Below are 23,128 nucleotides of genomic sequence, written 5' to 3'. Positions count from 1 at the left end.
ATATTAATATTATACGAAAAGAAGAGAATTCAAATTCATGAATTCTCTTCTTTCTTTTTATCGGATTGTATCAAATTTATTTTGATACAGCCCCTTTTTCTATGGTGGAGGCGATACATGACCTTTAAAATACACCACTCCTAATTATATAAATAATTTAATTAATACTGTATTTAATATTTATTAACCTCTTCATCAATTAGCCTTTGAAATTTATCATCACATCCTACTAACTCATAGCCATACTCTTTAAACTCTTTTATTCTTCCCTTTATTGTATTATATTGAATAGCTATGCAAGTTAATTTTTCCGCTCTACTCATAGCAACATAAGCATTCATTAATGCCTCTTTATCTTCATCTTTTACTTTATCTTTTTTATTTACCATATAATCTAAAATCCTACTAATATCACTAATATCTTTTCCACTATTGAATATTAATTTACTTTCTAAATATAATGTTGCTTTATGTGTTTCTCCTTTAGTTCCACTAATAGTATTAATATTTTCAACTTTTATAAATTCTTCATTTATTTCCGGTTTTTCTAAAGTTATCGCTTCTTCTCCAGTATTTATAGTAATCTTATTTTTTAAAATATCGCCATTATAATTTAATTCTTTAACACTCTCAAATAACTCTTTAGTTTTTGTTAATATATCTACTAATACACTATCTGTATTAATACTAAAATTTTTAATCCAATATACTATATTAGAGCGATATGTTATAAATTCGTTCATATATTTATCTTCCAATAATCTTATTAATTCATCTTTACTAATTTTTTTCTTATTCTTGTCTACTGCTAATAAAACTACAGATATTAAATACTCATAAAACTCTTTAGGGCTATTTATTTCATTTAATTTCTTAATAATTTTTTTATTTAAAGATACCTTTTTATTTCCTTTTGTATTATATCCTTTTACATACGATGATATTGATTTATATTGTTCACTAACTGGAGTCGCTATTTTACCTATTATTTTTATATTTTTGTTTTTATCTTCCTTAATATTATACTCTTTTAAAATATCTAAATATTTAGGTACCACATTATGTATTGTATCGTTGTCAAATATTATTATATGAGGGTTTAGGGTATTAATTGTATCATTACCTATCATACTACCAAATTTTTTAACTCTTAATGGTTCTAAAAACTTAATTACTCCATTTCCATATCTTTTACTAGAATTTATAGGTCTAATATCCTCGTTAAATATCCATATATTCGAATTACTATTAAAGTTATTTATACCTTGATTTATATCTCCAAATCTTTGAATAATAACCTCATTATTAAAAATTTTATCTAAAACTTTTATTTGAATTTCATCCACATCTTGCATTTCATCTATAAAGACATATCTAAATCTGTTTGAGAAATAGTTTTGTAATTGAGGAAACTTTTTCAAGTACACTCTCGCTAGAAAATATGCATCTTCATATCTTAAAATACCTTTATCCAAAGTCTTATTTATCATTACATCTTTGAGCTCTTCATAGAACTTCCAATTAGTCAATATAGTATTATTATTTCCTCTTATTTCTTCACTATCTATATCAAAATGTTTACTATCTATAAATGCAACAAAATTATTCTCATAAGATTCATCAGTGTAATAGCCTTTCTCTATACTTTTTTGTATCGAATAATCTATATTGGGATATTTATTTCTTGATAAATTTCTTATATGATCATAATATTTATCGTTATCGATAATTTTAATATTATCATTATATTTTCTCTTAAAATAAGGTGTGGCTAAATATTTATCTACAAAGTTTTGAAAAGTTCCAAAATAGTTAGGATATTTAAACAAAATATCACTCTTATCACCTAGCTTACTTTTAATTTCGTCTATTGCTACATTAGTGTGAGTTAATACACATATCCCTTGTCCATATTTTAATGGCATTTTTCTAGATAATATAATTAATTTAGCCAGCAAAACTGTAGTTTTTCCACTTCCTGGGCATGCATTTACATCAAATGATTTATTGAAATCTTCTATTATTGGAATTCTATCTTTCTCATCAAAAACATTAGTTTTACCAAAAAGCACCTCCTCTGCATATCTTATGTCTGCTTCTGTAACTTCAATCTTATCAATTATTCTACTCATTACTCTGCAACCTCACTTTTACTATTAGTTACATGATATATAGAATCTAATATATACTTTAAATATTTATCTTCAAGAATATTAACAACTAAATCTTTATCCTCATTTGATTTATTCAATAAAATCTTAGATAAATACTGAGCACAGACAGCTTTAGATGCATTTCCCTTTAGTAGTGGATTATATATGTTATATGCTATATCCATATCATCTTTACCCTCTTTAATAGATTGATCTATTTCTTCTTTAGCCTTACCAATATATTTATCTATATCAATAATATCGACAATACCTTCATCTGATTTTATATCTTTTGCTATTAAAATCGCTGCATATACATATTCTCTTATACAGCTTAATGCTAAATCAAATTCCATAGTCCAGTTGTTTGTAAATACTTTTATATCTTTAAAATTGTATTTTTCTTCTTTTTTTGCACTTACAACTTCTTTAAACTTTTCATAATTATTGTCAATAACTTCAATTTGAGCCTGATACTCACCCTTTTTAAACCTCTGTGATTCTTCTTTACCTAAAATTTCTTTTACTCTTTGTTTTGAGTCATCCTCATTTATAAAATATTCATCAAAACCATTTATTTTATATATTTTATATCCTTTAAATTTACTATCATTATCATAATCTTGATAGTACTGAATAGGTCTTACATCTAGATCAGTGACAATTGAAGTTGGTATTCCTATTGTCTTATCCCCTTCCTTTGAAATAAATATATTTGAGTATCTTAAAAAAGCTACATTTCCCACATTAACAATGGAAACACCATACATATATAATGGCTTTTCTATAATTTGGGCAATAGTTGGTATCAATATATTCTCTGCATCACCTTCAACCATAATTACACCCTTTGCAAAGAATAAATTTGCTTTTGTAGAATCTAAAAATCTTTCTAAGAATTCATAATCCCCTGAAGATAAACGGGTATATTTATTATTTAATGAATATGCATTATTATTCCTACAAAGAATTAAGCTATTTAAATTAGCTATTGATGCTAATGTTATACTGTGTGTTGTAAGTATAGTTTGTGATTTAATATTTTCTTCTAAATATTTTATTATTCTTAACTGTGCTTGTGGATGTATGTGTGCTTCAATTTCTTCAATCAAAGCTAGTCCAAATTCATTATTCTTTTCTTTTATATCTAATAACAGCAACTCCATTGCCATATATAATTGATTTAGAGTTCCTAGCCCTACCTTATCTTCATCTATTTTTAACATAAGTCTAGATAATATTTTACTTAATTCCATTTCAGATATATTAATATTTACTTCATATTTATCTTTATCATTTCCCAAGAATTTACTTAATGTATTTGAAATTGAACTTATAATGCTTGATGGATCACCTTCATAATCAAGTTCTACATTAGTTTCCTCTTTTGAATCACTATCCGTATTATCATGATTGTTATCTTGAGATATACTTCCTTTAAAATATTCCTCAATGTTTTTATTTGCACCTTTCATAATTTCTTCTATTTTATGTGTATTACCATTATTTTTAAATATAGGATGACTTTTCAATACTTGTGCAAACCTAGATCTATAGCCTGGATTTAATTCATGCTCTGCATCTCTTAAAGGCTTTAAATATGTAACTCTCAAATTTTCTGATGCTTCAAAGTTAACATCTAAATCTTCTTTACCGCCTGTTTTTCTTAGTGTTATCTTATTATCCTTTATTCTTGCTGTTAATCTTACCTCTAATTTAGCGTTTCCTTCTTCATCTATATATATCCATTCTAAAAACCTTCCAGCCTCTATATCAGATAAGTTTTCAAATGTACACTCTATTTTCAAATAATTAGTTCTTCTACCATCTTTTCCTCTATAAAAATCATTTTCTTCTAACTTAACATTATCATAACTTTGAGTGCCTAGAACTAATTTTATTGCATCTATAATAGCAGTTTTCCCACTATCATTCTCACCAACAATTAGATTTAATCTATCATTAAATACTACTTCGATTCCTGCATCTTCATTTTCTTTTGTTCCATATTTTCTAAAATTCCATATTTTTAATTTAGATAAAAACATACTGCATCCCCTCTTTTATTTGTCTTAATTGTATTTTAAGTAATTTCATTCTATTTATATTCTATAATATATTACAACTTTTTTAAATATATGGTTATTTTCCCATATACTAAACCTCTAACTGACATTTATAATATTTAAATACTATACCTTTATCATAATAATTAATTTATAAAAAATAAAAATCCACGACATTACTGTCGTGGATTTCATGGTGGAGGCGAGGGGTCGGCAGCATCCATATTTTCATATAGCCCTGACTATATCTTAGACAAGTTTTTCTTGCCTCTTGGCGTATTATAGAAGCATTTTATAGTTTTAATCTTCTATCCTAGTATTCCATAGCTTTAAACTTTAGGAACCTATAAGTCGATACAAGGCTGTTGAATTTCTTCACATACCTCTCGGTATTGCCGTCATCGTCACATGTTACGGTTTCACCGATAAAGCCAAGTTTTCACTTATGTGTTACCACATAAGGCGACTCTTTTACGAATCGAACCCCTGTCCGAAAGCAGACCAGCCTGACTTTCTACGAGCGTAGTTTGTGATTAAAATTTCGGTCATGAGTTAGCTCACAAACAAACTTCTCACTCCCTAGCTTCATAAATACCCCTCTAGCTCAAAGCTTTGCTAGACTTCGTTTCCTACTTTATGACACCAGCTACCCAAGACGTAGGCATCCTGGACTGATGAGCGGCTATATTAAGCTGCTAATGCAAAATTATCTTCTGCGTTTATCTTTAATGCATACTTGATTAACGAGGGAACATGCTTACCTCGGCTCGCTTATCAAACCCATCTTACCCCCGTCGAAGCCAAAACGCCCCCATGTTGATAAGAAGAACTTTCAAAACAAATTTTAATATTTAGTTTTTAATTTCTTCAGTGAATTCATTATATAATATAAAAAATTCACTGTCAATGTGACGGTCCTCTGAAATAATTGCCACGTATAAATATGCTTTTTTGAAAATAATTCTATAAATAAAAGAGAATACTACTACTGAACTTATTAAACAAAGGAGAAAAATTTATGGAGATTTGGATCAGCGATGTGTTATCGGTAATAAAAGAAAAAAGATTAACCTTACGAACTGTTCTTCTAGTTTTAATTCTCATGTACATCTTAGCATCTGCTTTATTTTTAATCACAGGAGAATCAACTTCAGTAGAATACCAACCATTTTATAACTTCACTATAGAAAATATATAAAAATTTATTTAACACTTCTCTCTATAGCTTCCAAAAATTTTTTGAAGCTATTTTTTTTATTTTATAAAATCATTCACAGCTCCACAAAATCTTTCCTCAGACCGGATTATTCCTATATATTTATATATTGTTATATTTATGTATTGTTATATTTATTAGAATTTTTATTATAAAAGAATTTTTCTAAGATTTATTATTTATATTAATAATATTATTTTTATTTTTTATATAACTAAAATGAAGTTCTAACAAAGCAAAGCTCCAAGGAACAGCAAATAAATATCAAATCTACTGATGCTGAAGGTAATGAAATTATAAAAATGTAATAATACCTTTGATTTATAGCTAATTGAAATTTTATATTTTCCTAGACAGTAAAAAAGAGAAATTGCCCAGCAATTTCTCTTTTACCTAGTTATTATCTTTTTTATCCTAACTAATATCTTCCACTATTTTTAATAGCTCTATCCATATCTCTCTTAGCAGCTTTTTCTAGCATAGAATCTCTCTTATCATAATTCTTCTTACCTTTACAAACCCCAAGAGCAACCTTAACTCTACCATTCTTTAAATAAAGTGACAATGGAATTAAAGTATATCCATCCCTTTGAACCAATCCTTGAAGTCTAAAAATTTCTTCCTTATGAAGTAATAACTTTCTATTTCTCATAGGATCAACATTAAAAATGTTTCCTTGTTCATATGGGCTTACATGCATTTGCTTTATAAGAATTTCACCATTCTCTATATCTGCATAGCTATCCTTTAAATTACACTTACCTCCTCTAATTGATTTAACTTCTGTACCAACTAGAGCTAATCCTGCCTCCATAGTTTCTTCAATAAAGTAGTCATGACGTGCTTTTCTATTTTCAGCTAAGGAATTACTATTCTTTTTTCTTACCAAATTTCTCACCTACTTAGCTTTTATTTCTTTTATAAATTATAATATATTATTATCTGTTTCTTCAACGTCTTCCTCTTTAAGTTCTTGCTTAACTTCAGATATTTTTTCAGCCAATTCTTTGCTAGCCTTAATTTCTTCCCTAACATACTCGTCTTCAACCATATCAAAATATATTTCACGGTTTGGAATATCTACCTTGCTACATCTAACCTTAACAAAATCACCCAATCTATAAATCTTCTTAGTTCTTTCACCCATTAAGCATAAATGATTTTCATCATAAATATAGTAATCATCATCTAAAGCTGTTATATGAATTAATCCTTCAATTGTATTAGGCAATTCTACAAACATACCAAATGAAGTAACTGAAGATACAATACCTTCAAACTCTTCTCCAATTCTATCTAACATATATTCAGCCTTCTTAAGATCGTCAACTTCTCTTTCTGCCTCTGTTGCAATATTTTCTCTTTCACTAGATTGTCTTGCTGCATAATCAACAAGAGCTGTTAATTTCTTACTTCTATCATCATCTATCTTACCATTTATAAATTCCTTAATTATTCTATGAATTTGTAAATCTGGATATCTTCTAATTGGGGAAGTAAAGTGGCAATAATACTTAGCTGCAAGACCAAAGTGTCCTACACATTCAGGAGAATATTTTGCTCTCATCATGCTTCTTAAAAGTAAAGTACTTACAACTGTTTCTTCTTTCTTCCCCTTTACCTTTTCTAAAATTTCTTGAAGATTTCTAGGTTTAACCTCTCCATTCCATTTAACAATATAGCCTAGGTTATATATAAATTCTCTGAATTTTTCAAGCTTTTCTTCATCTGGATCCTCATGAATTCTATAAACAAATGGTAAATGGCTCCAGAACATATGCTCAGCTACTGTTTCATTACAAACAAGCATAAATTCTTCTATTATTCTGTTTGCTATTTCTCTCTCATAAGGCTTAATATCAATAGGCTTACCAAATTCATTTAATATAATTTTAGATTCCTCAAACTCAAAATCTATAGCTCCTCTTTTTGTTCTCTTCTTATATAAAATATTACAAAGCTCTTCCATTGCTTTAAAGTCATCTAAAAGATAGTCATATCTCTTACTTAGCTCTGGGTCATTATCCCTAAGTATCTTAGTTACATCTGTATAAGTCATTCTTTCATTTGTTCTTATTACAGATTCAACAATTTCATGGTCTAAAACCTTACCACTACCATCTATAATCATGATACAAGAAAGTGTTAACCTGTCTACCTTAGGATTTAATGAACAAATACCATTAGATAGCTTCTTAGGAAGCATAGGTATAACTCTATCTATTAAGTATACTGATGTACCTCTCTTTAAAGCTTCCTTATCTAAAGGATTCTTTTCTCTAACATAGTGAGATACGTCTGCTATATGAACCCCTAATCTATATCTTCCATTATCAAGTCTTTCTATTGAAACTGCATCGTCTAAGTCCTTGGCATCTTCCCCATCAATAGTTACCATTCTAACATCCCTAAGGTCTTTTCTTCTCTTATATTCTTTTAAAGGTATTTCCTCGTCAATACCTGCTGCAAAAGCCTGAACCTTAGGTGGAAATTCTTCTGGAAGACCATATTTTTTAATTATAGTTAGAATATCTAACCCCTTATCTCCCTTTTGTCCAAGTACTTCTTTAACTACACCTTCAGGACTTCTTCTTTTCTCTGGCCACTTAGTAACTTCTACAACTACAACATCTCCGTCCTTAGCACCATTTCTGTCCTTTTTAGATATAAATATATCTTGGCTAATTCTTGTATCTTCTGCAATTACAAATCCAAAGTTTTTGCTGTCTTCATATACACCAATAATCTTTGTATTAGCTCTTTCTAGAATTTGAATTACTTCTCCTTCTCTCTTCTTGCCATTTTTATCTTCTCTAGTAATTTGTACAAGTATCCTATCTCCATTCATAGCTCCATTTATAAAAGAACTTGGAATAAAAACATCCTTTTCTCCTTCTATTTCTGGAATTAAGAAGCCAAAACCTTTAGCATGAGCTTGTAGTTTACCTGTAATAAGTCCTAATCTTTCTGGAAGTGCAAACTTATCTTTTTTAGTTCTAAAAATAAGCCCTTCCTTCTCCATTGTTTTTAATGTCTTTTTAAATGCTCTATATTCATCAGGATTAATGTCAAAAACTGAAACTAGTTCTTGAATATCCATCGGTCTATATGCTTCTTCACGCATGAACTCTAATAATGTATCTTTTATTCCCATTATTACCTCCTATATATTTGAATAATATTTCATTAATTATATTTCCCATTCTAAAAATAACTAATCTATTTATTATATTACCATATTGTACTACTTTAACATACTTTCATATATTCTACTACATTCTTTGTTTTGTGACATTTCCTTTCTAAATATTATTCATGAATAAAAATTTATAATCACATTTTAAAAACTATTGTCAACTTTTTGTGAACGATTCGGAACCTTTTTCATCGATGTTATCACCATTAAATGGATATAATTATACTTGTATTTACATTTTGTGGGAGGTAAATAAATATGAAAAGAAAATTTTTATCATTAATTCTTACAGCAGCTTTTACAACTTCCTTAGTAATAATGCCTGCTATTTCAACAAGTGCTACTGAAAAAAAAACTAATTCAATATCAGCATTGTCTGAATATGAGAATAACTACATCTCTAATGACTTCGTAAAGCTTTGGTTATCTGAAGATGGTGAGTTTGCAATTACTACAACTGGTGGAGACCCAGTAAATTCAAATGATAATAATAAAGATTTATTATTTGGATATACAAATTCTGAGGTTCTAAAATTCGGAAGCAAATCAATGGAAGCATTTGATAGCAGCTGGAGCGATACCTCTTTTGAAGAAAATCATGTAAAATCAACTTATAACTCTACTAATGGAATTAAAGTATTACGTGAATTAAGCCTAGAAAAAGGTCTTAATTCATCCTACACTGATTCTATTTCTATGAAATATACTTTTGTTAATAATAGTTCTGAATCAAAAACTTTCTCTTTTCAAACAATGTTAGATACTATGCTTGGTTCTAATGACCACGCTCCATTTAATGTACCTGGCATAGGAGGGTTTAGTACGCAAAAAGAACTTAATGGAAACCAAGTGCCAAACTATTGGTTTGCTTATGACAATCTAGAAAATCCTACTATTGTATCTAAATATAATTTTTCCAATAGCTCTAAACCTAATAAAGTTCAATTTACTAATTGGGGTTCATTTACAGCTGGATATAATTGGGACGATAATGTGGATGAAGATTTATCAAATGGAGATAGTTGCGTAATTATGTTTTGGGAAGATATAACTCTTGCTCCTGGAGAATCAAAAACTATTGATAGTAGCTATGGAGTATCTTCTCTAAATACTCAAATTAGTAGTGATATATCTGTATCTGTTTTAAATAACGATACTATAGCAGCAAATGAAGATGGAACTTATCCAACTTACGAGACTACTGCAACTGTAAAAAATAGTGGTGATATTTCATTAAATGATGTTACTTCAACCATTGAAATTCCAGAAGAATATAGAGATTTATTATCTATTGTAGGGGATGCTACACATAATATAGGAACTTTAGCACCTGATCAAAGTGCTAATTCAGACATCCAATTAAAAGTGGCTGAAGGCAACTATTATGATGACATAAATGCTTACTTTAATGTAATTGTTAATTCTGATTCTACAGAGACTAAGACTGTAAGACAAAATGTTACTATAAAGGCTAATGCTGAACGTAATATTACAGCTTCTTTAGCCGGTGGAGAAAATGTATCTATTAATCCAAATGAAGATAATGAATATAACCCATATAAAGTTGATGTAACAATAAATAATAATAGCGAAGAAGATCCTGATTTTAATAATGAACCAAATGTTCATGTTGACTTAGAAATTCCAGAAGAATTTAAGGATGACTTAACTTTATTACCACTTCCAGTTATGGGTGAAGAAGGTGAAGCTGAAGAAGATTCTCCAAATCACTTTATAACAGTAGCTCCAGGTTATGGTGCTGGAGACGGATGGAACTTAGCTATAAAACCTAGCTATGAAGATAGGGTTATAACTTATAATGTTAAAGTAACTTATGGGGATGAAGCTCCAATAGTATTAACTCAAACATTAAATATTAAAGGGTTAACTCCCCCTCCAACACCAGAGATGCCAGAAGCTCCAGAAACTCCTACTACACCTGAAATTAAACCATCTGAACCAGTTAAAACTGGAGACCCTTCAAACATTGCAGGGCTTTTAATAGCATCGATGACTTCATTAGGTGGAGTAGTAGCATTAAGAAAGAAATATAGACCAAAACACTAGTTTAAAGTAAAAAAGGTAATAAGGATGTAAGTTTAATTACCACATCCTTATTATCTTTTTTGTTTTTTACCAATATAATTATTTGATTAAATTAAGAAGTATTCCTCCGTACTTAAGGATAAGTGGTGCAAATACTAATGAAACTATTGTCATAAGCTTAATTAATATATTCATAGATGGACCTGATGTATCCTTAAATGGATCTCCAACTGTATCTCCCACTACACCTGCTTTATGAGCTTCACTTCCCTTACCTCCATGAGCTCCGCCTTCTATATATTTCTTTGCATTATCCCAAGCCCCACCTGCATTTGACATCATAATAGCCATTAGAACACCTGTAACTACTCCCCCAGCAATAAGCCCAGCTAATGCTTCTGCTCCAAGAAGGAGACCAACACCTATTGGAATTACTATTGCTAATATTCCAGGTAAAACCATTTCTTTTAATGCAGCTTGAGTTGATATCTCAACACATCTTGAATAATCTGGCTTTTCTGTTCCTTCTAATATTCCTCTCTTTTCCTTAAACTGTCTTCTTACTTCTTCAACCATTTGAGTTGCTGCTTTTCCTACAGAAGACATTGTTAATGCTCCAAATAAGAAAGGTAACATTCCACCAATAAATACTCCTACCAATGTTGTTGGTTCTAAAAGATTAATTTTTTCTAAATTAACAGCCTGAGCATAGGATGCAAATAGAGCTAAGGCTGTAAGTGCTGCTGAGCCAATAGCAAAGCCCTTGCCTATGGCTGCTGTTGTATTCCCTACAGAGTCCAATTTATCAGTAATATCTCTTACTTCTGGATCTAGATTTGCCATTTCAGCAATTCCTCCAGCGTTATCAGAAATTGGTCCATATGCATCAACTGCTACTGTAATAGCTGTTGTTGATAGCATACCTACTGCTGAAAGGGCAATACCATAAAGTCCTACTTTAGCATCTGAAGCACCTCCTACACCAAAGTAAGCTACTAAAATTCCAATTGCAATTAATATTATTGGGATAACTGTTGATTTCATTCCTACTGATAATCCTGAAATAATGTTAGTTGCTGCTCCTGTTTCTGATTCATCAGCAATAAGTTTTACTGATTTATAATCTGAGGATGTATAAACTTCAGTTATCTTACCTATTATCATTCCAACAGCCAATCCAGCTATTACTGGAATAAATAGTTTTAGTGAGTTAAACATAGAATAACAAGCTATTGCTCCAAATATCACCACTAGTATTCCTGATATTGTACTACCTGTATTTAATATTTTTTGAGGGTTGTTACCCTTTATATTTTTAACAAATAATATTCCTATAATAGAAGCTATAATTCCAAGTCCTGATAATATCATAGGATATATTGCTCCATCTCTTCCTGATACACTAGTTAATAGTGACCCTAAGGTAATTGCAGATATTATAGAACCTACATATGATTCAAAAAGATCTGCTCCCATACCAGCAACATCCCCTACATTATCTCCTACATTATCAGCTATAACAGCAGGATTTCTTGGGTCATCTTCCGGTATACCAGCTTCAACTTTTCCCACTAAGTCAGCTCCAACATCAGCAGCCTTAGTATAAATACCTCCCCCTACTCTTGCAAATAAAGCTATTGAGGAAGCTCCAAGTCCAAAACCTGTTATATATTCTGTATTTAAATCAAAAATAATTGTAAGTAATCCTAATCCAAAAAGTCCTAGTCCAACAACAGATAAACCCATAACTGTTCCACCTGAAAAAGCTACAGACAAGGCCTCTTTAATTCCTGTTTTTGCTGCTTGTGCTGTTCTAACATTAGCTTTTACTGCAACTCTCATGCCAACATAACCCGCTAAAATAGAGAATACTGCACCTATTAAAAATGCTACTGCAGTTTGCACTTTAAGAAATATTGCTATAGTAAGGCCAACTACTACTATAAAAACAGCTAAATACCTATACTCTCTCTTTAAAAAAGCCATAGCTCCCTCTTCAATATGTCCAGCTATTTCCTGCATTTCATTGTCCCCTGGATCTTTTTTAACAATTCCTTTTATAATAAAAATATTTCCTAGTAGAGCTGCTATACCACAAAGTGCAGATATTATTAATAAGTTCACTTTATCATCTCCTTAATAAAAATTAGCAGTCCATTATTATCTCACTATATGCTATTCATCTTCACCATAAAATAGTCACAAGAAATTAGGAAATTTTATTTAAAGGCAAAAAAATAAACAGCTACATAAATAGCTGTTAATTTATCTTATTTATATTATGTTTAATACTAAAGTAGTAGCTGCAAAAAGAACCATTGAAATAACTGTTAATCTTTCTAACATAACTTCTCTTGTTCTTACTTTATTTTTAGCATAGAAAGTTTCATTTTTGCTTCCTTGTACTAATCCACTTAAAGCATCTGATTTACTTGGTTGCATTAATATAGATACAATAACTATTAATCCTAATATAACTTCTAAAACTAATAATGCAGTTTTCATAGGAACACCTCCTGCTTAGTAAGCCTAATAAATACATATCACAATAAAGATATCATATCATACTATGCATTTTTTTACAAATATTTTTAAAGAAGTTTTCTTAAATAACAACATAAAAAAGTAATAGAAGTAATAATTAACCACTTCTATTACTGATTTTAATATTTTAAACTATTTAATATTAAAGAAGGCTTTTCTTCCTCTAAATTCAGCTACATCTTCTAATTCTTCTTCAATTCTAATTAATTGATTGTACTTAGCAACTCTTTCAGATCTCGCTGGTGCTCCAGTCTTAATTTGACCTGCATTAACTCCCACAACTAAATCAGCTATTGTTGTATCTTCAGTTTCACCAGATCTATGAGAAACTACTGCAGTCATTCCTGCTCTATTAGCCATTTCAATAGCATTTAGGGTTTCAGTTAATGTACCAATTTGGTTTAATTTAATAAGAATTGAGTTAGCTACTCCCTTTTCAATTCCCATTTCTAATCTTTCAGTGTTAGTTACAAATAAGTCATCTCCAACTAATTGGACCTTCTTACCTAATCTTTCAGTAAGTAGCTTCCAGCCTTCCCAATCTTCTTCTGCCATACCATCTTCAATGGAGATTATTGGATACTTGTTAACCCAATCTTCTAAGAAGTCTACCATTTCTTCAGCAGTTAAAGTCTTTCCTTCATTTTCCAAAACGTACTTTCCATCTTTGTAGTATTCAGAAGAAGCAGCATCAATAGCAATGAACATATCTTCTCCTGGCTTATAACCTGCTTTAGTTATAGCTTCTATTATAACATCTATAGCTTCTGCATTCGATTTTAGGTTAGGTGCAAATCCACCTTCATCACCAATTGCAGTTGAATATCCTTTTTCATGTAAAGTCTTTTTAAGAGTATGATATACTGTAGCACACATTCTCATAGCATCTGAGAAAGTTTTAGCCCCTACTGGCATAACCATGAATTCTTGTAAATCAACTGAGTTATCTGCATGAGAACCACCATTTATAATGTTCATCATTGGAACTGGTAATACCTTAGCATTAACCCCACCAATATATTGATATAAAGGTAATCCTAAAGAATTAGCAGCTGCTTGTGCACATGCTAAAGATACACCTAAAATAGCATTAGCACCAAGCTTTCCTTTGTTTGGAGTGCCGTCTAATTCAATCATAGTTTTATCAATATATGTTTGGTCAAATACGTTACAACCTATTAATTCTTCAGCGATAGTTTCATTTACATTTCTTACAGCCTTTTCAACGCTCTTTCCTAGATAGTTGTCTTTGTCACCATCTCTTAGTTCTACAGCCTCATATATACCAGTTGAAGCACCTGAAGGTACAGCTGCTCTTCCTACAGTACCATCGTCTAAATAAACCTCAACTTCAACTGTTGGGAAACATCTAGAATCTAGAATTTGTCTTCCAACAATATCAACGATCTCAACATAACTTTTCATAACTCTTCCTCCTTAAAAACTTATATATTTCTAATATTTGTTAGCTCTAGTAACAAGAATAGTATTTACTAAATATTATTCTTATATTCATGAAATTAATTAAGAGGGCCTCAAAATAACTCACTTTTACTTTGACTCCCTCTTAAAAAAATTATAAGTATAAATCTTCATCATCTCTTTGGTATTTCTCTTTTTGACTTTCTTTTTGCCAATACTTATCAAACTTATTTTTCCATTCCTTAGCTTTTTTCTTATCAATCTTCTCCATATACTTTATGAAATCCTCTAAAACTTCAAGCTTTAAAAAGCCTTTCATTAAATGCCTTGGAAAATTTACTTTTCTTTTATAACACTTTTTAGGGTCAATAAGCATTATTGTACAATCATCTTTTACATATACATCTTTGCATCTTGTATCTATTTTAGAGAAATCTAATCTTTTAAATTCTTTTATTAGCTTGTAGATATTTCTTGTTAGCTCTAAATTTAATCCGTTTTTCTTTATGTATTTATCAAGTTGAATACCATCTACCATTTCTCTTACAATATATAATTTGCCTATCTTATATATTTTAGGAAAGTATTTAGACCCGTTAGTTCTTGAAAGAGTATATGATTCGTCACTACAAACTTTTTCTTCAACAAAAATTTTTATCACCTTATTTTCAGGCAACTTATACACAACCCCATTATTTCCTTGACCTAAGAATATAGCTTCTCTAAATAACTCTTCTGTTTTATCATCAAAGCATGCTGAATAACAATGATATTTTTTCATAGAATCTACCTTTATATTATTTTGATATATTTATATGTTTAATAATCATATAATATGAAAAAACAAAATACCCATATTAACTTAATTATTACTAATTTGTAATTTTTGTAGTAATCTCTTAGTAATATTGATTGCTTATCATTAAAACATAGAGTGAAAAAAAGGTGGTAATAAAAATGAAAAAGTTACTAAATACAGATGATATTAAAACTATTTTATTAGGAAGCATGGCTTTTGGTATTATAATCGGTATAGGTAATACACTTGCATATTTAGGAGGAAACTTTTCAGGTGAAAGCATTATGTTAGGATTAATCTCAACTTTATCAGCAATTATTCCTTTTACAATAGTTATTATTATATTAAAAAAGTTTGATTTTAATCCATTTCTATAAAACTAATAATAAAAACAGTTCCTTCTCCCTCTTCACTAATAAGTCTTATTTCTCCCCCTAATTCTTCAACTATACTTTTAGATAAAGATAAACCAATCCCTATACTCTTTGGATCTGTACTACTTTCTCCCTTATAAAATCTCTTAAATACCTTTTTTCTAATATCCTTTGGTATTCCAGGTCCATTATCTTTAATATAAATATTCTTTATAATTTTCCCCTCAGAAACTCTTATTTCTATTTCTCCACCATCCTGAGTATGTTCTATAGCATTCTTAGTAATGTTAGATATAGCTTCACCTAGCCACTCTCTATCATGTATAACATGGCAGTCTAAATCTCCAGTTACTATAAGTTTTTGATTTTTTCTTTCAGCTTCTCCAACTAAAGAAGAAACTGCTAGCTCTATAGTTTCCCTTAAAGGTTGTCTTTCTCTTTTAAAGTTTATTGCCCCTGCCTCTAACCTTCCAACCTTTAAAAGATTCATTATAAGCCATTCCATTCTTACTTCTTGCTCATCACACTTCTCCAAAAACTTTGCCCTATCCTCCTTAGGCATATCCTCATTTTCCTTCATTAAATCTGTAAACATAACTAAAGATGCTAAAGGAGTTTTTAATTGATGAGATATGTCTGACAAGAAATCTTTTAAATTATCTTTATCTTCCTTTAATTTTTGGATAGAATTATTAACCCTTTCTCCCATATAATTAAGTGAAGTTGTAAGTATAGCTACATCTCCCTCTTCATATTTAGGTTCAATTTTTTTAAATTTACCATTTGAAGTGTCTGAAATATTTTTAACTATATTATCAACTTGGACATATATATCCTTTAATTCTTTAATGAATATTAAGTAAAGGATTATAGTAAATAAAATAATTATTGGTATGAATATAACTAATATCTCTGTATAAAATTTATTTGTAACCTCATTAATCAGTACAGATAATTCATCATCATATCCATAACTTTTAAGTATCTCCTTAGCTTCTACTAACTCATTTCCATCCTTTATCTCATAGAATCCTTTAATAATTTCTGGTATATCTTTATTCTCTATAATACTACTTAACACAGAAGTATTTTGATCTATTAAAGTTTTATTTATATTATTTACAACATAGTAAGTTGCTCCAAAAATTGATATAACTCCAACTAAAAAAATAACAATAAATTTTACTGTTATTTTCTTAGCTTCTGGATTATTATATAACCTTCTTAAACTCATTTTTTTTCACCTATCCACTTATAACCTATTCCTCTAACAGTTTCAATATAAGGACTTTCCTTATCCTCTTTAAGTTTTTCTCTTAATCTTTTTATATATACTGTTAATGTGCTCTCTTCAATAAAATCTCCCTCTATATCCCAAAGCTTTTCTAATAAGGTCTTTCTAGTTAATACATTTCCAGAGTTCTCTATTAAAAGTAAAAGTAATTTATATTCTACTGAAGTTAATTGAAGTTTTTCTTCTCCCTTGTAAACTTCATATTTTAAAGGCAATACTTTAATATCTTTAACAATAATTTTATTATCTTCTTTATCTTTAGATACTACACCTTTTCTTCTAGCAACTGCATTTATCCTAGCTACTAATTCCCTAACTCTAACTGGTTTAGTTATATAATCATCAGCACCTAAGTCTAATCCCATAACTATGTTAACCTCTTCATCACAGGCAGTTAGAAAAATTATTGGAACCTCACTATCTACCCTAATCTCTTTACATAACTCGTATCCATTTCCATCAGGTAAGTTTACGTCTAATAAAATAATATCTATATATGAATTATTTATCTTTTCTTTTGCATCTTTTATCTTTCCTACCGTATAAACATTAAATCCTTCGTTTTTTAGAGAATATTCGATTCCCATTGCTAAAGTAACATCATCTTCAACTAATAAAATATTCATTTAATTCTCCTTAAAATTATTATTCCATTTTATTCTAATATATTTCCCCGGAAATTACAAAAACCTCTCTCATTTTTCACATTTTATGGTGCAATGTATTTGTAATTAGTTAAGAAGTTTTCCACGAAAAATAGAACAAGGATAATTAAAAGGAAATTGCAAAAGCAATTTCCTTTCTTAATCCTTATTATCTTTTTTATTTATGTTATCTTAACTACTCTTCTTCACTTATTCCCTCAACTATAGTAAGCTTCTTAAGCTTATTCATTGGAATAACAGTTGCAATATACGTTACTCCTATTGCACATATTATTGAAAGAGCAAATGCAACAAAATCAAAGTTATATTGTACATCTGCAAAACCTGCTCCAAGTTTAACTAATAATCCTAGAAGTGCTGCTGATACTCCTCCACCAATTATAGCTGATAAAATTCCATAAAGGGTACCTTCAAGCAATACGCTCTTCTTAAGTTGCTTTTCGGTCATACCTATAGCTTTTAAAGTAGAAAATTCTTTTCTTCTTAACAATAAATTAGTTGATATTGTATTAAATATATTAACTACTGAAATTATTGTAACAATAGCAATAAAACAATAAACAAAGAATTCAATTTGTCCATATATGCTGTCTACTTCTTTTAGTAAATCCCCTAAATCTTGATAAACAAGTTCCTTTTCATCTGCAAAATTACTAAAATACTTAATGGCTTCTTCTCTTGCCTCATCGTCTCCCTCAAAGTCAAAGAACATACCATTATAATTAAAATCCTTAACCATAGTCTTAAACAAATCTTCATGGAACATTAATTGCGGCGCACTATAAAGTGTATTTCCCATTAATGGTTCTCTATTAGCTATAGCCACAACTTCTAATTCATAGTAATCCTTATTCTTTATTGCTTCTTCTATATTTCTACTAGCATTTTCTACATTTCTACTATAATTATCTAGTTTAGGTATTCTAATCTTATCTCCAACCTTATATTTAGTAGCTTGTACTGATTCTATATCTCCATCTTCATTACGTATTTGATACCCATCTAAAAGAATTACTCCATTTTTCTTAAGCTTATCTAAATCTACTTTTCCATCAACTATATATCTGTCTATAATATTTATTTCATCATTTCCTCCAACATATATTTGTGTGCCACTAGCATCTATCATATCTGACGAAGGGAAACTGTCATAAAATGGATTTATACCCACTTTATCGGCATATTCTGGGTTTATACTATCTTTTGGTATAGCTAAATTAGCATAATCAATATAAAATTTATATTCTTTTCTTATAAAGTCTTTACTTTCTATTTCTTTAATATCTTCACCTTTTAATCCATTATTTGTAACTTCATTAGAAAGCTGAGCATCAAAAGGTGAATACATAAATTGTTGCATTACAGATTGTTTAGCAAAATCAACAAATCCATAGAATACATTAAACATAATAATTGATACTGTTAAAGCTAAACAAGTAATAATGAATCTAAATGGTGTTCTCCTTATATTCTTATAAGCAATACTACCTTCAACACCAAATACTTTCCCAACTATCCTTCCTTTTCTTCTCTTAAGCTTCCCTAATTTTATTTCATTTTTATTCCTTATTGCATCAACTGCCGATATCTTATTTGCCTTCCTAGCTGGCATTAGAATTGATAAGAATATAGTAATAGCAACTAATATGGCTGTAACTAAAATGATGACAGGATAAAATCCAACTTTAAAGCTCTCAATAAACATTAAAGTATCACCAATAAATATCTTAATACCATACTTTAATGCCAAGAACCCTACTATACAGCCTAATGGTAAAGCTATAAGCCCCATTAAAAAGCCTTCTTTGTATATGATTCTTTTTATTTGTTTAGGGGTAGCCCCTATAGCTTTTAATATTCCAAAATACCTTATTCTCTCTATTACTGAAATATTAAATGAATTATAAATAACAACTATGGTACAAATTATTATTGTAGCTATTACAAATATAGCCATATTCCTTAACGCATCTGATACGTATTGATTTCCACCATTACCTGTTAAATATAGTACATTAGAATTATTGTTTATAGATTCCTTATTTATATTGTTTTGCTCTGTTATTTTTGCAATAATCTCTTGTTTATTTTTACCTGACTTTAAATTTAAATATAATTTATACTCAGCATTTTGATCTAAGTTTTTATCATTTAAATAGTCTTTTACATAAAATACATTATTACCTGAATAAAGTGTCCCTTCCTCTATTCCAACCACTTCAACCACTTTTTCATTTCCATTTCTAGATTTTAAATTAATCTTATCTCCAACATTAACTTTTAATAAGGACTTTACAGATTGATTAATTAGAATTTCGTTCTCCTTAGTAGGTACTCTACCTTCTTTAATAGGTGATGTTTGCATTTTTTCATAGTAATCTTTATTACCATACTCAAAAGTTAAAATTTCATCTTTTCCTTCAATTGTGTACTCATCATCACTTGATAGTAATAAAGATGTATCTTTTACTTCTGCATTATTTTTAATTTTATCTACTTGCTCACTTGTTATATTTCTCAATATAAACTCATAATCTCCACCAGTTCTTCTTTGCTCTACTAACATAGAATCTCTAAAGCTTAAAAGAAATGTACCAACTGCAAATATTAATATAGTAGCTAATGTTATTCCAAGTATTGTTAGGGAAGTACGCTTTTTATTTTGCTTCATATATCTATTAGATATTTCACTATAATTTTTCACTTCTTACACCCCTATTCGATTACTTTTCCATCTTTAATCTTTATTACTCTATCAGCATTTTCTGCAATGCTTAAATCATGAGTAATTACGATAGCTGTTTGATTATACTTTCTTACAGATAACTTTAACATTTCCATTATTTCTTTTGATGTTTCACTATCAAGATTTCCCGTTGGTTCATCAGCAAGTATAATAGCTGGCTTATTTATTAAAGCTCTTGCTATAGCAACTCTTTGTTGTTGTCCACCTGAAAGTTCAGATGGAAGATGATTTAGTCTATCGCTTATTCCTAAAGTCTTAACTAAATCTTTAAAGTATTCTTTGTCTACTTTTTGATGATCAAGTAGAGCAGGCATTTTTATATTTTCTTCTACAGATAAAACTGGTATTAAATTAAATGATTGAAATACAAATCCTATTTTTCTTCTTCTAAATATAGCTAGCTTTTCTTCTTTAAGTTTATATATATCTTCATTATCAATAATTACTTTTCCACCTGTTGGTCTATCTACTCCACCAACTTGATGAAGTAATGTACTCTTACCCGAACCACTTGCTCCAACAATTGCAACAAATTCACCTTTTTCAACTTCTATATTTACATTATCTAATGCAATAACCTTATTTCCATCTTTTCCATAAATTTTACTTAAATTCTCTGTTTTAATAACTACCATTTTATTTCCTCACTTTCTCTCTTTTCACTCTATACCTATATAATAAAATCTAAATATTACTATCATATTAAATGAAAAATTACAATTTTGTAATTTTATCAATGTTTAATAATATATATAATTTGCTAAAAAAAAGACTCGCCTAAGCGAGTCTCACCTTAATTATTCATTAACTATTAAGTTTTCTCCAGTCATTTCAGCTGGTACTTCAACCCCCATAACACCTAACATAGTAGGAGCTATATCAGCAAGTTTTCCTGCTTTAAGCTTTCTTCCATCAACATGGTTTGATACCCATACAAATGGAACTGGGTTTGTAGTATGTGCTGTAAATGGATTTCCTGTTGAGAAGTCTATTTCAGTTTCTGCATTTCCGTGGTCAGCAGTTATAAATAATGTACCATCTTTTTCAAGTACCTTTTCAGCAACTTTTCCAAGACAAGTATCTACAGCTTCTACAGCCTTAATAGCAGCATCAACAACACCTGTATGACCAACCATATCTGGGTTAGCATAGTTAAGTATGATCATGTCGTACTTATCTTCATCTAATCTAGCTATTAATTCATCTGTTACTTCAAAAGCAGACATTTCTGGCTTTAAGTCGTAAGTAGCAACCTTTGGAGAAGGTATAACCTTTCTTTCTTCTCCTGGATTTTCCTTTTCAACTCCACCATTGAAGAAGAATGTTACGTGAGCATATTTTTCAGTTTCAGCTATTCTTAATTGTTGTAATCCCTTACTTGAAACATATTCTCCTAATGTATTAACTAATGTTTGAGGCTTAAATGCTATTTCAACGCCTTCTAAAGTTTTATCATATTGAGTCATAGTAACGAAAGTTAAGTTTAATGTTTCTCTCTTAAATCCATCAAATACCTTATCGTTAATTGCTCTTGTTATTTCTCTAGCTCTATCTGGTCTAAAGTTGAAGAACACAACTGAATCACCATTCTTAATTGTAGCAGTTGGATGTCCATCTTCTAAAACTACACATGGTAATACGAACTCATCTGTCTTATTGTCATGGTATGATTTTTCTATAGCTTCAACAGCAGAAGTTGCAGTTTCACCCTTACCTAATACTAAAGCATTGTAAGCAAGTTCAACTCTTTCCCATCTGTTATCTCTATCCATTGCATAGTATCTACCACTTACTGTAGCTATTTGACCTACACCAACTTCTTTCATCATTTCTTCTGTCTTAATTATAAAATCTTTACCTGATGATGGTGGTACGTCTCTTCCGTCCATGAATGCATGAACATAAACTTTTTGAAGTCCTTCTTTTTTAGCGAACTCTAAAAGACCTCTTAAGTGCTCTATGTGAGAGTGAACTCCACCGTCTGATAATAATCCCATTAAGTGTAATGCAGCATTATTTTCTTTAGCATTCTTCATAGCCTTTAATAACGCTTCATTTTCAAAGAAATCACCATCTTGGATAGCTTTAGTTATTCTAGTTAACTCTTGGTATACTATTCTACCAGCACCAATATTTAAGTGTCCAACTTCGGAATTTCCCATTTGACCTTCTGGAAGACCAACAGCCATTCCACTTGCTTGTAGCTCTGTAGTTGGATATTCACTTACTAACTTATCATAATTTGGTTTATTAGCTAATGCTACAGCATTTCCTTCAGACTTTGGAGCAATTCCAAATCCGTCAAGTATCATTAACATTACAGGTTTCTTTGCCATAATTCCCTCCAAGTTTACATTTAATTTATTTGTAATACTTCATTAGTATTATTTTTCTTTTAATCAATATTATTATACTACAAAAGATTTAAAACACCTAACTATGTAAACCTTTATATTTTTAAAATTTCTGTTTTATCTGATAAATTAAGTTAATTATTCCTTCACTAATATAAAAAGGAGCTGTCGCATTAGCGGAATAAAATCCGTTAGCGACAGCTCCTTTTTTCCTATTTTACGAATAACCTTTAGATATTATTTGTACTTAAAC

16 protein-coding genes and 1 other RNA gene are annotated in these 23,128 nt (G+C 29.6%); 3 read left to right on the top strand and 14 right to left on the bottom strand.

The genetic code is table 11. The features are described from left to right. Nucleotides 1-173: 173 nt before the first annotated feature. From KIB46_RS12935 to ssrA, 3 genes are all read right to left on the bottom strand, one after another. Nucleotides 174-2,132: a UvrD-helicase domain-containing protein gene (locus tag KIB46_RS12935; protein WP_291672404.1), complete on the bottom strand. Its 1,959-nt coding sequence runs from the start codon at nucleotides 2,130-2,132 to the stop codon at nucleotides 174-176. Further along, a complete protein-coding gene (locus KIB46_RS12930) occupies nucleotides 2,132-4,201 on the bottom strand; it encodes an AAA family ATPase (RefSeq protein WP_291672402.1) in 2,070 nt (689 codons plus the stop codon). The genes KIB46_RS12935 and KIB46_RS12930 overlap by 1 nt, the downstream gene beginning before the upstream one ends. Before the next feature lie 490 nt (nucleotides 4,202-4,691). Further along, nucleotides 4,692-5,024, bottom strand: a transfer-messenger RNA (tmRNA) gene (gene ssrA / locus KIB46_RS12925). 213 nt (nucleotides 5,025-5,237) lie between these two features. On the opposite strand from ssrA, the gene KIB46_RS12920 reads away from it, so the two are divergent. Continuing rightward, nucleotides 5,238-5,417, top strand: coding sequence for a hypothetical protein (locus KIB46_RS12920; protein WP_027098729.1), 180 nt, complete (start codon nucleotides 5,238-5,240; stop codon nucleotides 5,415-5,417). A gap of 436 nt (nucleotides 5,418-5,853) precedes the next feature. Here the strand turns inward: KIB46_RS12920 and smpB are convergent, their stop codons facing one another. Both smpB and rnr read right to left on the bottom strand, forming a co-directional pair. After that, the gene (smpB, locus tag KIB46_RS12915) at nucleotides 5,854-6,324 is read right to left on the bottom strand and encodes an SsrA-binding protein SmpB (protein WP_027098730.1); all 471 of its coding nucleotides are present in this window, start codon (nucleotides 6,322-6,324) and stop codon (nucleotides 5,854-5,856) included. Between the two features lie 36 nt (nucleotides 6,325-6,360). Continuing rightward, on the bottom strand, nucleotides 6,361-8,589 hold the full coding sequence (gene rnr, locus KIB46_RS12910; RefSeq protein ID WP_156561559.1) for a ribonuclease R: 2,229 nt from the start codon (nucleotides 8,587-8,589) through the stop codon (nucleotides 6,361-6,363). A gap of 300 nt (nucleotides 8,590-8,889) precedes the next feature. On the opposite strand from rnr, the gene KIB46_RS12905 reads away from it, so the two are divergent. After that, the gene (locus tag KIB46_RS12905; RefSeq protein ID WP_291672397.1) at nucleotides 8,890-10,698 is read left to right on the top strand and encodes a hypothetical protein; all 1,809 of its coding nucleotides are present in this window, start codon (nucleotides 8,890-8,892) and stop codon (nucleotides 10,696-10,698) included. A 78-nt stretch (nucleotides 10,699-10,776) separates the two neighbouring features. Here the strand turns inward: KIB46_RS12905 and KIB46_RS12900 are convergent, their stop codons facing one another. From KIB46_RS12900 to KIB46_RS12885, 4 genes are all read right to left on the bottom strand, one after another. Next, complete coding sequence (locus KIB46_RS12900) at nucleotides 10,777-12,801, bottom strand: sodium-translocating pyrophosphatase (RefSeq protein WP_291672395.1); 2,025 nt, start codon at nucleotides 12,799-12,801, stop codon at nucleotides 10,777-10,779. Nucleotides 12,802-12,951: 150 nt separating this feature from the next. Further along, nucleotides 12,952-13,182, bottom strand: a complete 231-nt coding sequence (gene secG / locus KIB46_RS12895) for a preprotein translocase subunit SecG (RefSeq protein WP_156561556.1) — start codon at nucleotides 13,180-13,182, stop codon at nucleotides 12,952-12,954. A 171-nt stretch (nucleotides 13,183-13,353) separates the two neighbouring features. Beyond that, complete coding sequence (gene eno / locus KIB46_RS12890; RefSeq protein WP_099328980.1) at nucleotides 13,354-14,646, bottom strand: phosphopyruvate hydratase; 1,293 nt, start codon at nucleotides 14,644-14,646, stop codon at nucleotides 13,354-13,356. Nucleotides 14,647-14,797: 151 nt separating this feature from the next. Next, on the bottom strand, nucleotides 14,798-15,424 hold the full coding sequence (locus KIB46_RS12885; protein WP_156561555.1) for a protein kinase: 627 nt from the start codon (nucleotides 15,422-15,424) through the stop codon (nucleotides 14,798-14,800). 176 nt (nucleotides 15,425-15,600) lie between these two features. Here KIB46_RS12885 and KIB46_RS12880 point away from each other — a divergent pair, with 176 nt between their 5' ends. Continuing rightward, complete coding sequence (locus tag KIB46_RS12880) at nucleotides 15,601-15,819, top strand: hypothetical protein (protein ID WP_291672391.1); 219 nt, start codon at nucleotides 15,601-15,603, stop codon at nucleotides 15,817-15,819. Here the strand turns inward: KIB46_RS12880 and KIB46_RS12875 are convergent. From KIB46_RS12875 to gpmI, 5 genes are all read right to left on the bottom strand, one after another. Beyond that, nucleotides 15,803-17,050 carry a HAMP domain-containing sensor histidine kinase gene (locus tag KIB46_RS12875; RefSeq protein ID WP_291672389.1) on the bottom strand — a complete coding sequence of 416 codons (1,248 nt, stop codon included), beginning with the start codon at nucleotides 17,048-17,050 and terminating at the stop codon, nucleotides 15,803-15,805. The two genes, KIB46_RS12880 and KIB46_RS12875, sit on opposite strands and share 17 nt — an antisense overlap. Then, nucleotides 17,047-17,736 (bottom strand): response regulator transcription factor, encoded by a 690-nt coding sequence (locus KIB46_RS12870; protein WP_291672388.1) that lies wholly within the window; start codon nucleotides 17,734-17,736, stop codon nucleotides 17,047-17,049. The genes KIB46_RS12875 and KIB46_RS12870 overlap by 4 nt, the downstream gene beginning before the upstream one ends. A gap of 214 nt (nucleotides 17,737-17,950) precedes the next feature. Next, nucleotides 17,951-20,479, bottom strand: coding sequence for an ABC transporter permease (locus KIB46_RS12865; RefSeq protein WP_291672386.1), 2,529 nt, complete (start codon nucleotides 20,477-20,479; stop codon nucleotides 17,951-17,953). A gap of 11 nt (nucleotides 20,480-20,490) precedes the next feature. Beyond that, nucleotides 20,491-21,156, bottom strand: a complete 666-nt coding sequence (locus KIB46_RS12860) for an ABC transporter ATP-binding protein (RefSeq protein WP_156561550.1) — start codon at nucleotides 21,154-21,156, stop codon at nucleotides 20,491-20,493. Between the two features lie 162 nt (nucleotides 21,157-21,318). Then, complete coding sequence (gene gpmI / locus KIB46_RS12855; protein ID WP_291672384.1) at nucleotides 21,319-22,857, bottom strand: 2,3-bisphosphoglycerate-independent phosphoglycerate mutase; 1,539 nt, start codon at nucleotides 22,855-22,857, stop codon at nucleotides 21,319-21,321. Nucleotides 22,858-23,128 lie beyond the last annotated feature (271 nt).

Origin of the sequence: Clostridium sp. (assembly GCF_018372875.1) — a bacterium.
Lineage (GTDB): Bacteria > Bacillota > Clostridia > Clostridiales > Clostridiaceae > Clostridium.
This window is presented reverse-complemented; position numbering and strand designations above follow the sequence as displayed.

Bases quoted from the DNA above. Each gene is read 5' to 3' on its own strand.
- KIB46_RS12935 (WP_291672404.1), bottom strand. From the start codon at position 2,132: ATGAGTAGAATAATTGATAAGATTGAAGTTACAGAAGCAGACATAAGA.
- KIB46_RS12930 (WP_291672402.1), bottom strand. From the start codon at position 4,201: ATGTTTTTATCTAAATTAAAAATATGGAATTTTAGAAAATATGGAACA.
- KIB46_RS12920 (WP_027098729.1), top strand. From the start codon at position 5,238: ATGGAGATTTGGATCAGCGATGTGTTATCGGTAATAAAAGAAAAAAGA.
- rnr (WP_156561559.1), bottom strand. From the start codon at position 8,589: ATGGGAATAAAAGATACATTATTAGAGTTCATGCGTGAAGAAGCATAT.
- KIB46_RS12905 (WP_291672397.1), top strand. From the start codon at position 8,890: ATGAAAAGAAAATTTTTATCATTAATTCTTACAGCAGCTTTTACAACT.
- secG (WP_156561556.1), bottom strand. From the start codon at position 13,182: ATGAAAACTGCATTATTAGTTTTAGAAGTTATATTAGGATTAATAGTT.
- eno (WP_099328980.1), bottom strand. From the start codon at position 14,646: ATGAAAAGTTATGTTGAGATCGTTGATATTGTTGGAAGACAAATTCTA.
- KIB46_RS12885 (WP_156561555.1), bottom strand. From the start codon at position 15,424: ATGAAAAAATATCATTGTTATTCAGCATGCTTTGATGATAAAACAGAA.
- KIB46_RS12880 (WP_291672391.1), top strand. From the start codon at position 15,601: ATGAAAAAGTTACTAAATACAGATGATATTAAAACTATTTTATTAGGA.
- KIB46_RS12875 (WP_291672389.1), bottom strand. From the start codon at position 17,050: ATGAGTTTAAGAAGGTTATATAATAATCCAGAAGCTAAGAAAATAACA.
- KIB46_RS12870 (WP_291672388.1), bottom strand. From the start codon at position 17,736: ATGAATATTTTATTAGTTGAAGATGATGTTACTTTAGCAATGGGAATC.
- KIB46_RS12860 (WP_156561550.1), bottom strand. From the start codon at position 21,156: ATGGTAGTTATTAAAACAGAGAATTTAAGTAAAATTTATGGAAAAGAT.
- gpmI (WP_291672384.1), bottom strand. From the start codon at position 22,857: ATGGCAAAGAAACCTGTAATGTTAATGATACTTGACGGATTTGGAATT.